This is a genomic window from Streptomyces sp. Je 1-369 (assembly GCF_026810505.1).
Taxonomy (GTDB): domain Bacteria; phylum Actinomycetota; class Actinomycetes; order Streptomycetales; family Streptomycetaceae; genus Streptomyces.
On record NZ_CP101750.1, the window covers coordinates 3,895,022 to 3,913,913 of the forward strand.

The 18,892-nt window shown below is 72.2% G+C and carries 17 protein-coding genes and 1 pseudogene; 6 read left to right on the forward strand and 12 right to left on the reverse strand.

From position 1 onward, the window contains the following. Positions 1 to 110: 110 nt before the first annotated feature. On the forward strand, positions 111 to 725 hold the full coding sequence (locus NOO62_RS17615; protein ID WP_268771844.1) for a flavin reductase family protein: 615 nt from the start codon (positions 111 to 113) through the stop codon (positions 723 to 725). Positions 726 to 750: 25 nt separating this feature from the next. Here the strand turns inward: NOO62_RS17615 and NOO62_RS17620 are convergent, their stop codons facing one another. Next, positions 751 to 2,088, reverse strand: a complete 1,338-nt coding sequence (locus tag NOO62_RS17620) for an MFS transporter (protein WP_268771845.1) — start codon at positions 2,086 to 2,088, stop codon at positions 751 to 753. A gap of 71 nt (positions 2,089 to 2,159) precedes the next feature. Here NOO62_RS17620 and NOO62_RS17625 point away from each other — a divergent pair, with 71 nt between their 5' ends. Then, positions 2,160 to 3,209 carry a GlxA family transcriptional regulator gene (locus NOO62_RS17625; protein WP_268771846.1) on the forward strand — a complete coding sequence of 350 codons (1,050 nt, stop codon included), beginning with the start codon at positions 2,160 to 2,162 and terminating at the stop codon, positions 3,207 to 3,209. On the opposite strand, the gene NOO62_RS17630 is transcribed toward NOO62_RS17625, so the two are convergent. From NOO62_RS17630 to NOO62_RS17645, 4 genes are all read right to left on the reverse strand, one after another. After that, a complete protein-coding gene (locus NOO62_RS17630; protein WP_414930842.1) occupies positions 3,153 to 4,418 on the reverse strand; it encodes an MFS transporter in 1,266 nt (421 codons plus the stop codon). The genes NOO62_RS17625 and NOO62_RS17630 overlap by 57 nt on opposite strands. A gap of 87 nt (positions 4,419 to 4,505) precedes the next feature. After that, positions 4,506 to 5,555: a Zn-dependent alcohol dehydrogenase gene (locus NOO62_RS17635; protein WP_268771847.1), complete on the reverse strand. Its 1,050-nt coding sequence runs from the start codon at positions 5,553 to 5,555 to the stop codon at positions 4,506 to 4,508. Between the two features lie 10 nt (positions 5,556 to 5,565). Beyond that, positions 5,566 to 6,894: an acyl-CoA dehydrogenase family protein gene (locus NOO62_RS17640; protein ID WP_268771848.1), complete on the reverse strand. Its 1,329-nt coding sequence runs from the start codon at positions 6,892 to 6,894 to the stop codon at positions 5,566 to 5,568. Between the two features lie 54 nt (positions 6,895 to 6,948). Beyond that, complete coding sequence (locus tag NOO62_RS17645) at positions 6,949 to 7,860, reverse strand: SDR family NAD(P)-dependent oxidoreductase (protein WP_268771849.1); 912 nt, start codon at positions 7,858 to 7,860, stop codon at positions 6,949 to 6,951. Positions 7,861 to 7,949: 89 nt separating this feature from the next. Here NOO62_RS17645 and NOO62_RS17650 point away from each other — a divergent pair, with 89 nt between their 5' ends. Further along, a complete protein-coding gene (locus NOO62_RS17650; RefSeq protein ID WP_268771850.1) occupies positions 7,950 to 8,900 on the forward strand; it encodes a cyclase family protein in 951 nt (316 codons plus the stop codon). A 614-nt stretch (positions 8,901 to 9,514) separates the two neighbouring features. On the opposite strand, the pseudogene NOO62_RS17655 reads toward NOO62_RS17650, so the two are convergent. From NOO62_RS17655 to NOO62_RS17665, 3 genes and pseudogenes are all read right to left on the reverse strand, one after another. Beyond that, positions 9,515 to 9,922: pseudogene (locus NOO62_RS17655) on the reverse strand (ATP-binding protein); the annotation flags it as partial. A gap of 442 nt (positions 9,923 to 10,364) precedes the next feature. Beyond that, positions 10,365 to 11,204, reverse strand: coding sequence for an acyl-CoA dehydrogenase family protein (locus NOO62_RS17660; RefSeq protein WP_268771851.1), 840 nt, complete (start codon positions 11,202 to 11,204; stop codon positions 10,365 to 10,367). A gap of 8 nt (positions 11,205 to 11,212) precedes the next feature. Then, positions 11,213 to 12,355 (reverse strand): acyl-CoA dehydrogenase family protein, encoded by a 1,143-nt coding sequence (locus tag NOO62_RS17665; RefSeq protein ID WP_268771852.1) that lies wholly within the window; start codon positions 12,353 to 12,355, stop codon positions 11,213 to 11,215. 180 nt (positions 12,356 to 12,535) lie between these two features. Between NOO62_RS17665 and NOO62_RS17670 the strand changes: the two genes are divergently transcribed. Further along, positions 12,536 to 14,125: a class I adenylate-forming enzyme family protein gene (locus NOO62_RS17670; RefSeq protein WP_268775666.1), complete on the forward strand. Its 1,590-nt coding sequence runs from the start codon at positions 12,536 to 12,538 to the stop codon at positions 14,123 to 14,125. On the opposite strand, the gene NOO62_RS17675 is transcribed toward NOO62_RS17670, so the two are convergent. Both NOO62_RS17675 and NOO62_RS17680 read right to left on the reverse strand, forming a co-directional pair. Next, positions 14,109 to 14,621 carry an EF-hand domain-containing protein gene (locus tag NOO62_RS17675; protein ID WP_268771853.1) on the reverse strand — a complete coding sequence of 171 codons (513 nt, stop codon included), beginning with the start codon at positions 14,619 to 14,621 and terminating at the stop codon, positions 14,109 to 14,111. The two genes, NOO62_RS17670 and NOO62_RS17675, sit on opposite strands and share 17 nt — an antisense overlap. A 110-nt stretch (positions 14,622 to 14,731) precedes the next feature. Further along, entirely contained in the window at positions 14,732 to 15,106 is a 375-nt protein-coding gene (locus NOO62_RS17680; RefSeq protein ID WP_150169152.1) for an STAS domain-containing protein, read from the reverse strand. A gap of 298 nt (positions 15,107 to 15,404) precedes the next feature. On the opposite strand from NOO62_RS17680, the gene NOO62_RS17685 reads away from it, so the two are divergent. Both NOO62_RS17685 and NOO62_RS17690 read left to right on the forward strand, forming a co-directional pair. Then, positions 15,405 to 16,001, forward strand: a complete 597-nt coding sequence (locus tag NOO62_RS17685) for a sigma-70 family RNA polymerase sigma factor (RefSeq protein WP_268771854.1) — start codon at positions 15,405 to 15,407, stop codon at positions 15,999 to 16,001. Then, on the forward strand, positions 15,998 to 17,305 hold the full coding sequence (locus tag NOO62_RS17690) for a zf-HC2 domain-containing protein (protein WP_268771855.1): 1,308 nt from the start codon (positions 15,998 to 16,000) through the stop codon (positions 17,303 to 17,305). The genes NOO62_RS17685 and NOO62_RS17690 overlap by 4 nt, the downstream gene beginning before the upstream one ends. A 41-nt stretch (positions 17,306 to 17,346) precedes the next feature. Here the strand turns inward: NOO62_RS17690 and purU are convergent, their stop codons facing one another. Both purU and NOO62_RS17700 read right to left on the reverse strand, forming a co-directional pair. After that, complete coding sequence (gene purU, locus NOO62_RS17695; RefSeq protein WP_268771856.1) at positions 17,347 to 18,228, reverse strand: formyltetrahydrofolate deformylase; 882 nt, start codon at positions 18,226 to 18,228, stop codon at positions 17,347 to 17,349. A 79-nt stretch (positions 18,229 to 18,307) separates the two neighbouring features. Continuing rightward, a complete protein-coding gene (locus tag NOO62_RS17700) occupies positions 18,308 to 18,808 on the reverse strand; it encodes an SCO4402 family protein (protein WP_268771858.1) in 501 nt (166 codons plus the stop codon). Positions 18,809 to 18,892: the final 84 nt, after the last annotated feature.

Below are 18,892 nucleotides of genomic sequence, written 5' to 3' on the forward strand. Positions count from 1 at the left end.
CGGTCGTTGACATCCACGTACCGCGGCCGCTGACGCCCGCGGGTCCGGACCAAAGCCTTTCGGCCACGGGGTTCCCATCTGACGGCCCGTCAGCTTCAATGGGTGGCGTGATGGGACACGCAGGGATGGCGGCCACCGCTGTTCGATACCTCAGGTCGGTCGGGGCCCGCACCACCACGGCGCCCGTCGAGGTGCTACCGCGCCCTCAGCTGCGGGCGGTCGGCGACGACGAGCGCGCGCCGCTCGACCGGGGCGAGTTCCGGCGTGTGCTGGGGAACTTCGCGACGGGCGTCACCGTCATCACGTCGCCGCCCGACGAGGACGGCGGGCCCGCGGGCTTCGCCTGCCAGTCGTTCGCCTCGCTCTCCCTGGACCCGCCCCTCGTGTCGTTCATGGTGGCGCGTACGTCGACGACGTGGCCGCGCATCGCGCGCGCCGGTGTCTTCTGCGTCAACATCCTGGGCGCCGACCAGGGCGACCTGTGCCGCGGCTTCGCGGTGAGCGGCGCCGACAAGTTCGCCGGGGTGGTGTACGACGCGGCGCCGGTCTCCGGATCGCCGCGCCTCGCCGGGGCGCCCGCCTGGGTCGACTGCACGATCCAGGCCGTGCACACCGGCGGCGACCACCTCATCGTCGTCGGCCGGGTGGACGCCCTCGGCGCGACCGCGGACGACGCCGACCCGCTCCTGTTCCACCGGGGAACGTTCGGCCGCTTCACCCGCTGAGGGCCTCACCCGCTGAGGGCGCGCCTCACCCGCTGACGGCGACCGCACCCGGTACCGTCCCGGCCCGCCGGATCACCAGCACCATCAGCGCCGCCGCCGCGCACAGCGCCCCCGAGGCGTACCAGATCACGTCGTACGAGCCGAAGACGTCCCGCGCCACCCCGCCGAGGAACGCGACGAGACCCGCGCCCACCTGGTGCGAGGCGAGCACCCAGCCGAAGACGATCGCGCTGTCGTCGCCGTACTGCTCGCGGCAGAGCGCGAGCGTGGGTGGGACGGTCGCCACCCAGTCCAGGCCGTAGAAGACGATGAAGAAGATCATCGGCGGCCGGACGTCCGGCGCGAGCAGCATCGGCAGGAAGAGCAGCGAGACGCCGCGCAGCGCGTAGTAGACGGCGAGCAGGCGCCGCGAGTCGAAGCGGTCCGTGAACCAGCCCGACGCGACGGTCCCGACGATGTCGAAGATCCCTATGACGGCGAGCAGGGAGGCGGCGGCCCGCGGCCCCATGCCGTGGTCGTGCGCGGCAGGTATGAAGTGGGTCTGGATGAGCCCGTTCGTCGAGGCGCCGCAGATCGCGAAGGACCCGGCGAGCAGCCAGAAGGGGCCGGTGCGGGCGGCCTTGAACAGCACGGTGATCGCGCGCCGTGCCGCGCCGGGTACGGGCGGCGGCTTCGGGACGAACTCCTGCGACCCGTACGGCTTCTGGCCGACGTCCGCCGGGTGGTCGCGCAGCAGCAGCCAGACGAAGGGGACGACCGCGAGGGCCGCGAGCGCGACCGTCACGGCGGCGGGCCGCCACTTGTACGTGTCCACGATCCAGGAAAGCAGCGGGAGGAAGATCAACTGACCCGACGCGGAGGCCGCGGTGAGGATGCCGCTGACGAGCCCGCGCCGCTCGGTGAACCACCGGTTGGTGACGGTGGCGGCGAAGGCGAGCGCCATCGAACCCGACCCGAGCCCGACGAGCAGCCCCCAGCAGAGCAGCAGCTGCCACACGGAGTCCATGAACACGGTCAGGCCGGAGCCGCAGGCGATCACGACCAGCGCGACCGCGACGACCTTGCGGATGCCGAAGCGGTCCATGAGCGCGGCGGCGAACGGCGCGGTCAGGCCGTACAGCGCGAGGTTGACGGAGACCGCGAGTCCGACGGTGCCGCGCGACCAGCCGAAGTCGTCATTGAGCGGGTCGAAGAGCAGACCGGGGAGGGAACGGAACGCGGCGGCGCCGATGATCGTCACGAACGTGACGGCGGCGACGAACCATGCGCGGTGGATACGGGGTGTACGGCGCCTGGGCGCGCCCGGCGGGGTGGAGCTGCCGTCCCCGGCATCCCGCGCGGGCGTCTCGGTTGTCTGGGTCACGTCATAAAGGATCGAGAATCGGCCGTGCCGGAACGAGTGGCCCGGAGGACAGCCTTCGCTAGGATCGGGCCATGGCCGATCCAGCCGTTCCCGCCACCTCGTCCACCACCGCCACCTCGTCCACCGCCCCCGACGGCACGCCCGGTCGGCGCCACCGCGTCGTCGTCCTCGCCCTGGACGGCGTGATCCCCTTCGAACTCGGCATCCCGCAACGCATCTTCAAGGGCGCGCGCACTCCGGAGGGGCGACGGCTGTACGAGGTGGTGACCTGCTCCGTCCGCCCGCCGGGCCCCGTCCGCACGGACGCCGACTTCGCGATCGTCGTCGAGCACGGCCCCGAGGCACTGGCCACCGCGGACACGGTCGTCATCCCGGCGTCGTACGAGCTGGGCCCTGTGCACGAGGAGGGCCGCCTCACCGACGAACTGGCCGACGCCCTCGGTCACATCCGGCCGGGTACGCGGCTGATGGCCATCTGCACGGGCGGGTACATCCTCGCGGCGGCAGGTCTCCTGGACGGACGACCCGCCACCACGCACTGGTCGTCCGCCGACCACTTCCAGGCACTCTTCCCCCGGGTCGAGGTGGACGCTGACGTGCTGTTCATCGACGACGGCGACATCCTCACGTCGGCGGGCGTGGCCGCGGGCATCGACCTGTGCCTGCATGTCGTACGCCGCGACCACGGCACCGCCGTCGCCAACGAGGTGGCACGCCGTACCGTCGTACCGCCGCACAGGGACGGCGGTCAGGCCCAGTACATCCACCGCCCGCTGCCCGAACCGCAGTTGGCCACGACGCGTTCGGTACGCGCCTGGGCGCTCGGCCGGCTCGACCGGCCGCTGCAACTGCGCGACATGGCCGCGCAGGAGTCGATGTCGGTCCGCACGTTCACCCGGCGGTTCCGCGAGGAGGTCGGCGTGAGCCCCGGCCAGTGGCTGACGCAGCAGCGCGTGGAGCGGGCGCGGCACCTCCTCGAATCGACGGACCTCTCCGTCGACCAGGTGGCGGCGGACGCGGGCTTCGGTACGGCGCAGTCGATGCGGCAGCACCTTCAGGCCGCGCTAGGGGTCACGCCGACGGCCTACCGCCGAACCTTCCGCGACGTCCCCACGCACTGAGCCCGCCCCCGCATCCGCCCCCGTGTCCGCGTCTGCGTCCGCGTACCGGACGACGACCGGCTTCACTTCGCCCGCCACCCCCACCAGGGTGAGGGCGACACCCAGTCCCACGCCCGCCAGGATCGCCGTCGACGGCGACACGACGCTGAGCAGGCCACCGGCGAGGGACCCGCTGGCCGCGTAACCGGCGCCGACGGCCGCGTACATCACCGAGTAGCCCGCGGCGAGGGCGCTGGGCGGCAGCGCGTCGCGCAGCGACAGGTTCCGGGTCAGCATGACGCCCGCCTGCAGCACACCGGCGGCCGCGAGCGCGGCGAACAGCCAGGCGACGCCGGGCAGTACGGCGACGAGGGCGAGACATCCGGAGACGCCGAACATCAGCACCATGCTCTGCGTACGCAGCCGTCCCGGCCAGCGCCGCAGCCCGTACACGAACGATCCGACCGCCGAGCCGACCGCGAGCGCCACGAGCAGCGGGCCCGCCCAGCCGATGTCGATGCCGCGCTGCTCCAGGAGCGCGGGCAGCACCAGTTCGGCGAGCGCCAGCATCGACAGGCTCGCCGCGCCCGTCACGAACAGCGGCCAGGCGCGCGCGAGGATCCGCGCCATGGACTCGCCGCCGCGGTCGTCGGCGTCCGCCCGCCAGCCCGCGGGCAGCATCCAGAGGCCCGCCACGGAGCCGGTCATCAGCAGTCCGGCCAGGAGCGGGGGCAGCGCCGGGGAGACGCCGAGGGCGAGCCCCGTGACGGCGGCGGGCGCGACCGCCCAGATGGTGAACGTCAGCATCGACTCGACGGCCAGTGCCTGGGCGACGGCCGCCTCCGGCACGATGCTCGTCAGCAGGGTGCGGAAGGCGCCCGGGGCGGCGGCCGGGGCGGCACCTGCGACGAAGGCGCAGGCGCCCAGGGCGACGGGGTGCGCGTCGTGCAGGACCCCGAGCCCCACGAAGGCGAGGCCGCCGATCCCGAGCCCCACGGCCATCTCGGTCCGCGCCCGCTCCGCCCGGATCCGCATCCCCAGGAGAGGGGCGCCGATGATCTCCCCCACGACGTACGCGGCGGCGAGCACGGCACCGAGCACGTACCCACCGGGCCGCTCCCGCACGAGGAACACGAGCGCGAGGGGCGCGGCCGCGACGGGCATGCGCGCCCCGACAGCCACGATCCCCCACCGGACGACACCCCACGACCTGACCGCCGAATACCCCACCCCCCGAACCTACCGACCCCCGCCCCGCGGAGCCTCGCGATTTTTCCGCGAGGGCTTCCGCGCGAGGGTGCCGGGGGGGCACGCCTCTCAGAACGTCAGGACCCCCCGCGCCACCCTCCCCGCCGCCGCGTCCGCCACCGCCGCCGCGAAGTCCTCCACCGGATACGTCGCCGTCACCAGTTCGTCCAGGAGCAGGCGTCCGTCCCGGTACAGGTCCGCGTACAGCGCGAAGTCACGCTGCGGCCGCGAACTCCCGTACCGACAGCCCAGAATGGACTTGTCCAGGAACATCGACGCGACCACGAACGACGCCTCGGCCGTCGCCCCCGGCATCCCCAGGAGCACGGCCTGACCGTGCCGGTCCAGGAGGTTCACCGCTTCCCGTACCAGCTCGACCCGCCCCACGCACTCGAAGGCGTGGTCCACTCCGTGGGGCAGCACCTCCCGCACCCCCTCCGTCGAGGCGAAGAAGTGCGTCGCCCCGAAGCGCCGCGCCACCGCCTCCTTCTCCGGGTTCGCGTCGACCGCGACGATCACCCCCGCCCCCGCGATCCGCGCGCCCTGCAACACGTTGAGCCCGATCCCACCCGTGCCGATCACCACCACCGTGTCGCCCCGGTCGACCTTCGCGCGGTTCAGCGCCGCGCCCACCCCCGTCACCACGGCGCAGCCGATCAGCGCCGCGGACGTCAGCGGAATGTCGTCCGGGATCTTCACGGCCTGTACGCCCTTCACGATCGTGCGTTCCGCGAAGGAGGAGTTCGCCGCGAACTGGTACACCGGCTTGCCGCCCCGCGTGAACGGCTGGTCCGGCGTCCCGATGGCCTTGCGGCACATGGTCGGCCGCCCACGGTGGCACTCCCCGCACGCACCGCAGTTGGCGATCGTGGACAGCGCCACGTGGTCCCCCGGCGCCACATGCGCCACCCCCGCCCCCACCGCCTCGACGACCCCCGCGCCCTCGTGCCCGAGCACCACCGGCGGCGGAAACGGAATGGTCCCGTCGATCACCGACAGGTCGCTGTGACACAGCCCGGCCGCCGCCACCGCGACCAGCACCTCCCCGGGCCCCGGAGCACGTACCTCCAGATCGTCGACGACCTCGACCCGCGCCCCGTCGAAGACAACGCCCCTCATCCCGCACCCCTCACCGAGGCCCCCTGGCCTCTCTCGGCAGACCGAGCACCCGCTCGGCGATGATGTTCCGCTGCACTTCGTCCGATCCGCCGTAGACGGTGTCGGCACGGCTGAACAGGAACAGCCGTTGCAGAGCGTCGAGTTCGTACGGAGCGTCCGCGCGCCAGTCCCCCGGCCCCACCGCCGCCGACGGCCCCCGTACGGCCATCGCCAGCTCCCCGAGCCGCTGATGCCACCGCCCCCACAGCAACTTGGCCACACTGGGCGCACCGACGGCCGCGCCGCCTCCGACCCCGACCCCAGCCTCGGCCGCCCCGGCACTCCCCAACGTCCGCAGCGCGTTCCACCGCATCACCCGCAGCTCCGCCCACTGCCGCACCAACCGCTCCCGCACCACCGGGTCGTCGACCGCCCCGCCCGCCACGGCCTCCCGTACGACCGCCGCCAGCTCCTCCGCGAAGCCGATCTGCTGCACCAGCGTGGACACGCCCCGCTCGAAGCCGAGGAGCCCCATGGCGACCCGCCACCCGTTGCCGACGCCGCCCACCACATGGGCCGCACGCGCGCGTGCACCGTCGAAGAAGACCTCGTTGAACTCACTGGTCCCGGTCAGCTGCCGGATGGGCCGGACCTCGATCCGCCCGGGCTGGTCCATGGGCACGAGCAGAAACGACAGCCCTTCGTGAGGCCGCGCCCCACCTCCACCCCCGTTCCCGTCTCCCCCTGAACCCCCCGAACCCCCTGCCCCCTCCGTCCGCGCCAGCACGAAGCACCAGTCCGCCTCATGCGCCAGCGACGTCCAGATCTTCTGCCCGGTCACCCGGAAGTCGCCCGCCCCGTCCCGCTCCGCCCGCGTCCGCACGCCCGCGAGATCGGACCCGGCGCCGGGCTCGCTGTACCCCTGGCACCACAGCGCCTCGCCCCGCGCGATCGGCGGCAGGAACTCGTCCCGCTGCTCCTGGCTCCCGTACGCGAGGAGCGTCGGCGCGAGCAGGTTCTCGCCGATGTGCCCGTACCGCCCGGGCGCCCGCACGCGCGCGTACTCCTCGGCCCAGACCACCTGCTGGGTCAGCGTGGCCCGCCGATTCCCGTACACGCCCACACCCGCACCCGACTCCGTACCGGAGCCCGCACCCGAGCCCCCGTCCCACCCGAGCCCGATCCATCCCCCGCTGCCCAACTCCCTTTCCCACGCCCGACGCTGAGCGCCTCCCTCGTGCTCGCTCCCCGGCCCGCCCCGCCCCACCGCGGCGGCGAACTCCCCGGTGAGGTGCTCCGCGAGCCACGCCCGCGCCTCCGCCCGGAACGCCTCGTCCGCGGCCCCGAACCCAAACTCCATCAGCCCATCCCCACCCTTCCGCCAGCCAGCCAGCCAGCCAGCCGGACGCCCTGCCTACGCGTTCGGCCGCTCCTTGCCCGCCGCCGCCTTCGCCATCGCCTCCAGCTGCGCCAGCAACGGCATCGGGTCGGTGCCGACCGTCCCGGGCAGGAAGTCCGCGATCTTCTCGGGGGTCCAGGCCCCGTCGGCGTACCCCGCGCGCAGCTCGCGCGGCTGTGCCCAGACGGCGATCTTGGGGCCCGCGATCGTGTAGACCTGGCCGGTGATCCTCTCCTCGCGGGCCCGGTCGCTCAGCAGATAGACGACGAGCGCGGCGACGTCCTCCGGCTCACCGATCTCCTTCAGCTCCATGGGAACGTTCGCCGACATCCGCGTACGGGCGACGGGCGCCACCGCGTTCGCGGTCACCCCGTACTTGTGCAGCCCCAGCGCCGCGCTCCGCACCAGCGAGATGATGCCGCCCTTCGCGGCGCTGTAGTTGGCCTGCGCGACCGAGCCCTGGTGGTTGCCGCTGGTGAAGCCGACCAACGTGCCCGAGCCCTGCTTCCGCATCACCGCGGACGCCGCGCGGAACACCGTGAACGTGCCCTTGAGGTGTGTGGCGACGACCGGGTCCCACTCCTCCTCGGACATGTTGAACAGCATCCGTTCGCGCAGGATCCCGGCGACGCACACCACTCCGTCCACCCGCCCGTACTCGGCGAGTGCGACGTCGACGACGCGCTGGCCGCCCGCCATGGTCGAGATGTCGTCCGCGACGGCGACGGCCTCGCCGCCCGCGGCCCGGATCTCCTTGACCACGGCGTCCGCTATCTCGCTGGCCGGCTCGGCGCCCTCCATGGAGACGCCGTAGTCGTTGACGACGACTTTCGCCCCCTCGGTCGCCGCGGCGAGGGCGACGGCCCTGCCGATGCCGCGTCCGGCGCCGGTCACGGCGACCACCTTGCCTGCCAAGAAGTTCCCCACGCCCGGCCCCTTCCCGAGGTTTCTGACGGACCGTTAGATTCTATGACCCGTCAGACACCCGAAGACAAGCCCCGCGGAGGACCCAGACCATGCCAGTCCCCAGCGCCAAGCCCCCGCCCCTCCCTCCCGTGTTCCACGACATCGCCAAACGCGTGTCGAACTGGGGCCGTTGGGGCGCCGATGACGAGATCGGGACGCTCAACCTCATCACCGACGACGTCGTACGCGCCGCATCCGCCGAGGTCCGCACCGGCCGCCGCATCCCGCTCGCGCTCCCACTGAAGGAGGACGGCGTACAGACGGGACTGATCCCCGGGCGCGTGAATCCCCTGCACACCATGGTGCAGATCAACCAGGAGCTCTTCGGGCCCGGCACGGTCGCCACCAGCGACGACGCCGTGACGATGGGGCTCCAGACGGCGACCCACTGGGACGCCCTCACCCACGCCTCACACTCGGGAAAGATCTACAACGGCCGCCCCGCGGACAGCATCACGGCCCACGCGGGCGCCCGCTACAGCGGCATCGACAAGGCCCGGCACGTCGTCTCGCGCGGCGTCCTCCTGGACGTGGCCCGCGCCAAGGGGCTCGACCGGCTGTCCGGCGACCACGCCGTCACGCCCGAAGACCTCGACGAAGCCGCGGAGTTCGGGCGTGTCACGGTCCGCGCGGGCGACATCGTGCTCGTACGCACGGGGCAGATGCAGGTCTATCTCGCGGGTGACAAACACGCGTACGGCTATCCGTCGCCCGGCCTCTCGGTGCGTACGCCCGAGTGGTTCCACGCGCGGGACGTCGCGGCGGTCGCGAACGACACCCTGACCTTCGAGATCTTCCCGCCGGAGATCGAGAACCTGTGGCTGCCCGTGCACGCGCTCCACCTCGTCGAGATGGGCATGATCCAGGGCCAGAACTGGAATCTGGAAAACTTGTCCACAGCCTGTGCAGAACTTTCCCGCTACACGTTCCTGCTGTGCGCGATGCCGGAGCCGTTCACGGGCGGAACGGGCACTCCGGTGGCGCCGGTCGCGATTCTCTGACGCTCACCCGCCGAACCGCGAAACCACGGAAGGCGGCGCGTCGGATGTCGCCCCCAGTACGCCACCACGCACGCCGCCGACCGGCTTCGAAAGGGCGACCCACATTGCGCCAAGGACCCGCGGATCTGCGCCCGCGAGCCCTCGACGTCCCCTCACGGCGAATCGCTGCACACAAGCGTGATCAATCGGACACGGTACGTCAATACCGTGTCGGGGATTAATGAACTACGTCCCTTTTGCCCCACCAGCGCACGGGAGCGCGCACGGCAGCACAGGACGGCGCATGCGGGCTCCCGACGGCGTCACACCGCTTCGTAGGCGATGTCGGCGTCCCCGAACGCCACCCGGTTGCGGACCGCCTTGTCGTACGCGGCCCCGTCGCACGCGGTCACGCCGTGGGGTGTCGTCGCATCGCAGGCCGTCGGCCCGTACGCCATGCCGCCGCCGTATGCCGCGCCTCCATACGCCACCCCCCCGTAGGCCAAGTCGTGGGACGGGTCGTGGACGGGGTCCCGCACCAGGCCGCCCGCCGGACCGCGCGCGGCCGGGGCGCACGCCTCGTCGTACGTCGGCCCGTCGTGGGTCGTGCCCTCGAACTCCACCGCCGCGACGCCCGGCTCGCACCGGTCGACCTCGCACCAGATGCTCTTGCCCGCACCCTCGGGCTGCCAGCCCCAGCGGTCGGCGAGACCGTCGACCAGTTCCAGGCCGCGGCCGTTGGTGTCGTCACCGTCCGCGTGCCGCTGTGCGGGCGGGCATGAGCTGGTGTCGGCCACCTCGACCCTGACCGTCCCGGGGGCGTCGGCGAGGACGCGCGGGAGCAGCATGCGCAGCACGGCCGGACAGCCGGTGTGCACAACCGCGTTGGTGACGAGTTCCGAGATCAACAGGATCAGCGTCTCGGCGACCGGCTCATCGGCCTCTATCCCGGAGCCCGCGAGCCTGGACCGCGCCCATCGCCTGGCCCTCCCCACCTCTGCGGGGTCGGCCCCGACCTCCAGCTGAACTTGAAGCACCTGCACCGCTCACACCATCCGAACCGGCGGACACATCGCCTCGCGACTCCACAGGGTCACGGAACGTGATCCCCTTGGGAGACAGCATGATTGACGTTCAGTCACCCCAACAAGCGCTTCGGGCATATTCCAGCGCGAAGGAGTACGCGTACTGCATACTGTGCGACGCGTGCCGCGGGGGGTCGAACAGGCGGCGGCTGGGCCCCGCCCTGCGCCACGAGCGGTGCGCATCGCCGGATCCGGCGCCACCACATGGGCAACACCGGCATGGTTCGGCCTCAGGACCACTCGCATCTCACACAAGGTACCCGAGCCGGACACCGACTCCATGCCGTGACGAGTCACGCGTAGGACACAACCCGATATCGACGCTGAGTAGTCCCCGCCGGGGCAGCGTCAGAGGTACGAAACAACGGGCAAAGCACCTGATATCGGGCAGACCAATTTTTCAGAGCGCCTCGGCGAGCTCCTCCTCGGCGGCCCGCGCCGACCGCCCGAGCTCGGCCCGCACCCACGCCCGCTTGAGGTGCAGATGTACGTCGGACTCCCAGGTGAATCCCATGCCGCCGTGCACCTGAAGGCAATCCCGCGCGTTGCGCACCGCCGCGTCGTCGGCCAGCAGCTTGGCGGCCGACGCGTCCAGGCGGTCCCCGGTGACGGCCGCCGCGTACACGGCGCCGCGGGCGAGCTCCGCGCGTACGAGCATCTGTGCGCAGAGGTGCTTCACCGCTTGGAACGCGCCGATCGGCCGCCCGAACTGCTCGCGCCGCCGGGCGTGTTGGACGGCCGTCTCACAGGTGCGTGCGGCGCTGCCGAGCTGTTCCGCCGCGTAGAGGAGCGCGCCGCGGTCGAGGCTGCCGACGTCGGGGACGCGGTGCAGCGGCGTCAGCGGGTCGACGGACCGCAGGGGGACGGCGCCGGTCGTGTCGCCCTGGACCACGTCCGCCTCCTCCAGCCACGGCACCAGCGCGCCGTCGACGGCGGTCACCACGGCCTCCCCCGTCGCGGCCCCCGGGACGACCCCCGCCGCAAGGAACGTCGCGACGGCGGGTCCCGGCAGCAGCGCCCGCCCCGCCTCCTCGAAGACCAACACGGCCTCCGGCAGCCCCAGTCCGACCCCGCCCTCCGCCTCGGGCAGCGCGAGCGAGAAGAAGCCCGCGTCGCCCAGCTCGCGCCAGAGCGCGCGGTCGATCCGGTCCGTGGCGTCCCGCAGCGAGAAGCGACCCTCGAGGAGCTCCCGCATCCCGGCTTTCAACGCCCGCTCGTCGTCGTTGAGTTGGAAGTCCATACCGACCCTCACCGTCCCTTCGGGAGGCCCAGGATGCGCTCGGCCACGATGTTCTCCTGGATCTGCGAGGTGCCCGCGGCGATCGTGTACGACAGCGAGGAGAGGCGGTCGAGGGTCCACTCGTGGGCGAGGTCGAGTGCGCCCGCGCCGAGCACCTCGGCGGCGGCGTCGTACAGCTCCTGCCGCGCGTGCGAGTAGCTCAGCTTGAAGACCGAGCCGCCCACGCCGGGGACCCCGCCGGTGCGCTGCGCCTCGCTCACGTTCCACTGCGTGAGCCGCCACAGCGCGGCGAACTCGGCGCTCAGCCGCCCGAGCCTGCGCCGCAGCGCCGGGTCGCCCCAGCGGCCGTTCCCGCGGGCCTCGCGGGCCAGCTCGCCGAGGACGCGCCGGCAGGCCACCACCTCCCCCACGAAGGCGGTGCCCCGCTCGTACGACAGGGTCACCATCGTCACGCGCCAGCCGTCGTTCTCCTCGCCGACCCGGTTCGCCACCGGGACGCGCACGTCGTCGAGGAACATCTCGGCGAACTCCGTGGACCCCGCGAGCGTGCGCAGCGGCCGCACGGTGATGCCGGGGGCGTCCATCGGCATGGCGAGCCAGGTGATGCCCCGGTGCTTCGGTACGGCCTCGCTGACCGGTGTCGTCCGCACCAGGAGCTCGCACCAGTCGGCGACCTCCGCGTGGGAGGTCCAGATCTTGGAGCCGCTCACCACGTAGTGGTCGCCGTCCCGCCACGCGCGCGTGCGCAGCGACGCGAGGTCGGATCCGGCGTCGGGCTCGCTGAAGCCCTGGCACCACACCTCGTCGCCGCGCAGAACGGGCGCGAGCCAGCGGTCCCGCTGTTCCGGTGTGCCTTCGGAGGCGATGGTCGGGCCCGCGTGGAGCAGGCCCACGAAATTGGCCCCTACGTAGGGGGCGCCCGCCTTTTCCGTCTCCTCCAGGAAAATGAGGCGCTGCGTGGGGGATGCGTCCCAGTGCACCTCTCCGTAGCCCGCGTCGTACAGCAGGCGCTGCCACGCGGTGTCGTAGGCGCGCCGTCCCGGCCAGTCCTGGGGGGAGGGCTTGGCGGGGAGCTTGGGCAGCACGAGGGAGAGCCAGTCGCGCAGCCCGGCCCGGAAGGCCTCCTCCTCGTCGGTGTACGTGAGGTCCATGCGGTGCGTACCTCCGGCCTCGGTCGTCACGACTGACGGCTGAACTGATGGTTCGTCAGGCGGCAGGCTAGCCCCGCACCCCTGGACCGACAAGGCGCCGGGGCTTACGCTCGCGGCACGAACTGACGATGTGTCAGGTCGGGGTGTGTGGGCCCGGGAGGGGATCGCATGAGGACCTCGGTGAACGAGACCGCGTACGCACTGGGCGAGTCCCGCACCCTCTGGGAACTCATCGCGCGCCGCGCCGACCTCACCCCCGACAGGCCCGTCCTCGTGGAGGCGGCAGCCGAGCCCTCCGCCGACCGCACGCTCACCTTCGGCGGGCTGCGGGACCGCGCCGAGCGCGTCGCCGCCGGACTGTACGAGAGGGGCGTGCGGCCCGGCACGGTCGTCGCCTGGCAGCTGCCCACCCGCATCGAGACCGCCCTGCTCTCCTTCGCCCTCGCCCGGATAGGTGCCGTCCAGTCGCCCCTGATCCCCTTCCTGCGGGACCGCGAGGTCGGCTACGCGCTGCGGGAGTCGAAGGCGGAGTTCTTCGCCGTGCCGGGCGTCTGGCGCGGTTTCGACCACACGGAGATGGCCCGCAGGCTCTGCGCGGAGGGCGAGAGCGACATCGAGGTCTTCGAGGTGTACGCGTCGCTGCCCGAGGCCGACCCCGCCGTACTGCCACCGCCGCCCTCCGACGGCACGGCGGTGCGCTGGATCTACTGGACCTCCGGCACCACGTCCGACCCCAAGGGCGTCCTGCACACCGACCGTTCACTGATCGCGGGCGGCTCGTGCCTGGCCCACGCCCTGCACCTCGCGGAGTCGGACGTCGGCTCGATGGCGTTCCCCTTCGCCCACATCGCGGGCCCCGACTACACCGTGATGCTGCTGCTCTACGGCTTCCCCGCCGTCATGTTCGAGCACTTCGCGCTGCCCGCCTCACTCGACGGCTACCGGCGGCACGGCGTGACCGTGGCGGGCGGTTCGACGGCGTTCTACTCGATGTTCCTCACCGAGCAGCGCCAACTGCCCGAAGGGCAGAAGGTCATCCCTACGCTGCGACTCCTCGCGGGCGGCGGCGCGCCCAAGCCGCCGGAGGTGTACCACGCGGTGGTGCGCGAGATGGGGTGTCAGCTCACGCACGGGTACGGCATGACGGAGGTGCCGATGATCACGATGGGCGCCCCCGACGACACTCCGGAGAACCTCGCCACGACGGAAGGCCTGCCCCCAGAGGGCATGGAGATCCGCATCACGGACGCGGCGGGCAACGAGCTGCCGCCCGACACGGACGGCGCGGTGCGGCTGCGCGGGGAGGCCGTCTGCCAGGGCTATCTGGACCCGGCGCAGAGCGCGGACGCCTTCGACGCCGACGGATTCCTGATCACCGGAGACCTCGGGCACCTCAGGAAGACCGGCCACCTCGTCCTCACCGGACGGGCGAAGGACATCATCATCCGCAAGGGGGAGAACATCTCCGCCAAGGAGATAGAGGATCTGCTCCACCAGCACCCGGCCGTCGGCGAGGCGGCCGTGATCGGCCTGCCCGACCCCGAACGCGGGGAACGCGTCTGCGCGGTCGTCGAACAGCGTGCGGGCACCGGTGAGTTGTCCCTCGCGGTCATCACCGCGTACCTGCGTGGGGAAGGCCTCTCCACCTACAAGCTGCCGGAACAGCTGGAGCTGGTCGAGGCGCTTCCCCGCAACGAGACACTGCGCAAGGTCCTCAAGTACAAGCTGCGGGAGCGCTTCTCCGCCGCGTCCGCTACTCGGGAACGGTGAAGTACTGCGCGAAGGCCGTCACGACCTCCTGCTCCGAGACGCGGCCGTCGCCGTCCGCGTCCAGAGCACCGGCCACCGCGGACGCGACGTCCTCGGGCACGCCCAGTGCCCTCAGCGCGCGCCCGGCCTCGGCCGGGGCCACCGTGCCGTCCGCGTCGGCGCCCGCGACGCCGATCGCGGCGTGCAGGAACGGCCGCGCGATCTCCGCGAACCGCTCGGGGTTGTCGCGCAGCCGCTTCACCGCGCCGCCCACGAACTCGTCGCGGGTGATCCGCTGGTCACCGTCACGGTCCGCGATCCCCGCCATGCCCTGCCAGAACGCCTCGGCCCCGATGTAGAGGGCCTGGCCCTTCTCGGACCGCGCCGTGGCGCCGAACTCCGCGCACAGGGCGGCCGCCGCCGTGCTGAAGTCCTCACGGGAGATGTAGCCGTTGCCGTCCTGGTCGAAGGTGGCGAACCGGGCCGCGATCCTACGCTCGTACTCGGCACTGTCCATGATTTTCGGGCCGCCTCACTTCCGCGGTTGGGTACGTGTTCAGGGGCTGTTTCCCCAGCTGCGAGCGTACGTGCTGACGGCCGCCCGGAGGCGGGAAAGCGGCGCTTGTGTCAGGCGGAGAGCGGGGTGGCGCCGTCGTCCAGGGCCGCCGGCACGTCGGGGAAGACCTCGAAGAGGCGGCGTACGCCGAGTGCCGCGAGGACGCGGTTCACGTGTGAGCCGTCCTCCGCGCCCTTGGCGGGCAGTATCAGCCGCAGCCTGCCCTGGAAGGAGCGGATGAGGCGGCGCGTGGCGATCAGCACGCCGACGCCGCTGGAGTCGCAGAACAGCACTTCGGAGAGGTCGAGCACGATGCGGCGGCGGCCGTCGGCGACAGCGTCGTGCACGCGCTGGCGCAGCACGGGCGAGGTCAGCAGGTCCATCTCGCCGGACACGCACAGCACGGCCCAGCCCTCCTGCTCGCCCACGGTCACCTTGAGCGTCACGCGCCACGCCTCTCGCTCGCCGTTGCCTGCTCCGCGCCTGCGGAGTGATTGCGGAGTGATCCGGAAGCAGTCCTTACGTTTCGTTCTGCTTCAGCTGCCCCACCTGTCCCCCATGAAACACCAGCAGGCCACCGTCAATATCATCCGGCCTCCGGCAGAGTGCGCGCTTTGCCGCAAACAGGAGTGCGCTGTCAGCGGTGCCGACTACATTCAGGAGAGGGCAGAACCCGAAGTACCGTTCGAGTAGGCAGCAGAAGCAGAGCAGAAGCAGTACCAGGCAAGCGCACGAGGGGGCCGCATGCCGATGGACGCGCCGCGGCGCTGGGACCGCCGCATGCAGCAGCGGCTCGCGCACGGGGAGGCCGCCGCGCTGGGCGAGTTGTACGACAGGTTCGCCTCGCTCGTGCACGGCCTGGCCCACCGCGTCCTCGGCGACGAGAGCGCCGCCGACCGCATCACCCGCGAGGTCTTCGGCCACGTCTGGGAGAACCCCGACGCGTACGACCCGCGGCAGGGCCCACTGCGCTCCTGGATCGCCACGCTCACCCACCAGCGCGCCGTCCACCGGCTCCGCCAGACCGAGTCCGCCGCCCTCGCCCTCGGCGGCGCGGGCACCGAGGAGGACCTGGAGCGCAAGGTCCGCCGCGCCTCGGCCGCCGCCCGCGCGGACTACATCGTCACGGCCATGCCCACCCCGCTGCGCGCCGCCCTCGAACTGGCCTACTTCCAGCGCCGCGACTACCGCCAGACGGCCGCCGACCTCGGCGTCACCGAGGACGAGGCCCGTCGCAGACTCCGGCTCGGCCTGCAACTCCTCGCCACGGCCAACGACACCGGGCCCCCGCCCGCCACCCGCACCCACGACACCCCGCCCGGTCCCGGAGCCGCGCTGTGACCGGCACCGACCGCCCCGAACCGCACGAGGAACAGCCCGACCGCCACCAGCACGCGGACCACACGGACGGCACCGCGCCACGCATACCGATGCCGCGCGCCTCCCTGGAGGACACCGGAAAGACCCTGCCCGACCCGCCGCCGGCACCCGAGCCGCTCGTCCTGGAGCACCGCGTCCTGAAATCCCTGCTCGGCGCCTGGGCGCTCGCCGCCTGCTCCACGGAGGAGGCCACCGCCGTCGAGGAGCACCTGGGCGACTGCGGCCCGTGCGCGGAGGAAGCGCTCCGGCTGCGCGACGCCGTCGGCCTGCTCCACCCCGAGGAGAGCCTCGACCTCGACCCCGGTCTGCGCACCCGCGTCCTGGAGAGCTGCCTCGGCCGCCGCCCGCCGCGCATCCCGGTGCCGGAGTGGGCCGTTCCGTACGACGCGGAGACCGCCCGCCTCGACGCGCTGCTCCAGGACATCGGCGACGCGGAATGGCACGCACCGGTGCGGCTCCGCTGGTTCGACGACGACGGGCCGGTCAGCAGGAAGACCACCGTCGCCGGGGTCATCTCGCACCTCCTCGCGGTCGACGGCATGGTCGGACTCGCCCTCGGCCTCGACGACCCGCTCGGCCCGCAGGTCAGAGTCGCGCAGGACCCCTCCCACCGCACGGAGGCGTACTGGCGGGCGTCGCACTTCCCGCCCACCCGCGCGGTGCGCACCCCGTGGCGCGACCAGACGCACGAACTGATCCGCACCGTGTCGTTCGCGGGCGGCGGGTCGGGGCGCCTCCCGGTGCCGTACGGAACGGTGCCCGTCCCCGGCGGCACCGGACCCGAGCAGCAGCAGACCATCGAGCTGCCGCTGCGGGACTCCCTGGTGGACCGCGCCTTCGAGTGCTGGATCCACGCGGGCGACATCGCCGACGCGGTCGACTACCCGTACGCGCCGCCCGCGCCCCGGCACCTCCACCGCATGATCGACCTCGCCGCCCGGCTGCTCCCCGGCACGCTCGCCGAGCGCCGCCGCTCCGGGCTCGCCACCCCGCCGCGCCGGCTGGTCGCGGCGGGCGCACCGGGCCGCAGCCTGCGCCTGGAGATCGAGGGTCTCGGCGGCGGCGAGTGGCTCATCCCGCTCGACTCCCCCGCGGCCACCGGCTCGCGGGAGCACGAGGTCGCGCACGTGGCGCTGGACGGCGTCGAGTTCTGCCGGCTCGCCGCGGGCCACGTATCGCCGGAGGAGGCGGCCGCGGGCCAGGACGGAGACCGCGAGGCGATCCGCGACGTGCTGTTCGCGGCGGCGTCGCTGAGCCGGATGTAGCGCGGTCCGGGGTTCCCCGGGCTTCGGCCCTCCGGCTCGGCTCAGGCGAAGACGACCGTGCGGCGGCCGTTCAGGAGGATCCGGCGCTCGGCGTGCCACTTCACGGCCCGCGCCAGCGCCTGGCACTCCACATCACGGCCGATCGCGACCAGCTCGTCGGGGGTGACGCCGTGGCCGACCCGCTCGACCTCCTGCTCGATGATCGGGCCCTCGTCGAGGTCGGCCGTCACGTAGTGCGCGGTCGCGCCGATCAGCTTCACGCCGCGGGCGTGCGCCTGGTGGTACGGCTTCGCGCCCTTGAAGCTCGGCAGGAACGAGTGGTGGATGTTGATGATCCGCCCGCTGAGCTCCTTGCACAGGTCGTCCGAGAGGACCTGCATGTAGCGGGCGAGGACGACGAGCTCCACGTCCAGCGAACGCACGAGGTCGAGCAGCTGCGCCTCGGCCTCGGGCTTGTTCTCCTTCGTCACCGGGATGTGGTGGAAGGGGATGTCGTACGACGCGACGAGCTCGGCGAAGTCCCGGTGGTTGGAGACGACCGCGGCGATCTCCACGGGCAGCGCGCCGATCCGGGAGCGGAACAGCAGGTCGTTCAGGCAGTGCCCGAACTTCGACACCAGCAGGACCACGCGCATCTTGTCCTCGACGCGGTTGATCTGCCAGTCCATGTGGAACGAGTCGCCGACCGCGGCGAAGCTCGCCCGCAGCTTCTCGACGGTCACCGGGGCCTCGGCCGAGAAGTGGACGCGCATGAAGAACAGTCCGGTGTCGTGGTCGCCGAACTGCTGGCTGTCCTCGATGTTGCAGCCGGTCATGAAGAGGTAGCTCGACACGGCGTGCACGATGCCCTGCTTGTCGGGGCACGAGAGGGTGAGGACGTACTGCTCAGCGGGGGCGGCGGGCGCGGTGGACTGCTCGTTCATGCGGCCAAGGTTCCCACAGCGGACACCGCCGACGGCAATCGTCCCGTCAGGCGGACGTGCCGTCACGCGGGCCGTGCCGTCAGGCGGACCGTGTCATGATCCGCAGCACCTCCAGGGTCTGCGGCGGTACGTCCGGGTCCTCGCCGTCACCGGCCGCGAGACGCACGTGCGCGTCGCGGGCCGCGCGGACCGCCTCGGGCCACCCCGGGTGCTCCAGATAGACGGAGACCAGCGCGTCGGGCCCGACCTCGTGCATGATCCGCAGCACCCTCAGCACGGCCGTGTCGACGAGCGCCGCCTCCTGCGGGTCACGGAAGATCGTCCCGACGTATTTCTCCGCGGACCAGTTGTCCAGCCACGTGTCCTCGACCAGCCGGTACACGGCGTCGGTCACGTCCCCGTACTCCTCGCGCCCCGCGAGCCAGCACTCCCGCTGGAAGTCGGGGTCGGAGAGCATGTGCAGCGCCGAGCGCACGTTGCTGCGCCAGCGCCACCACGGCATGTCGTTGGTCGGCATGCCGCCCATGGTGCTGGAGCGACGGCCGCGACGGGAAGACTTCTCCGAATCTTGCACGGTCATGGATCGTACGTTCCCACTCCACGCACGCGAACCGGACCCCGCCCGTTCACTTTCATGTCACTGTCCGTTGAAGACGAGTCACTC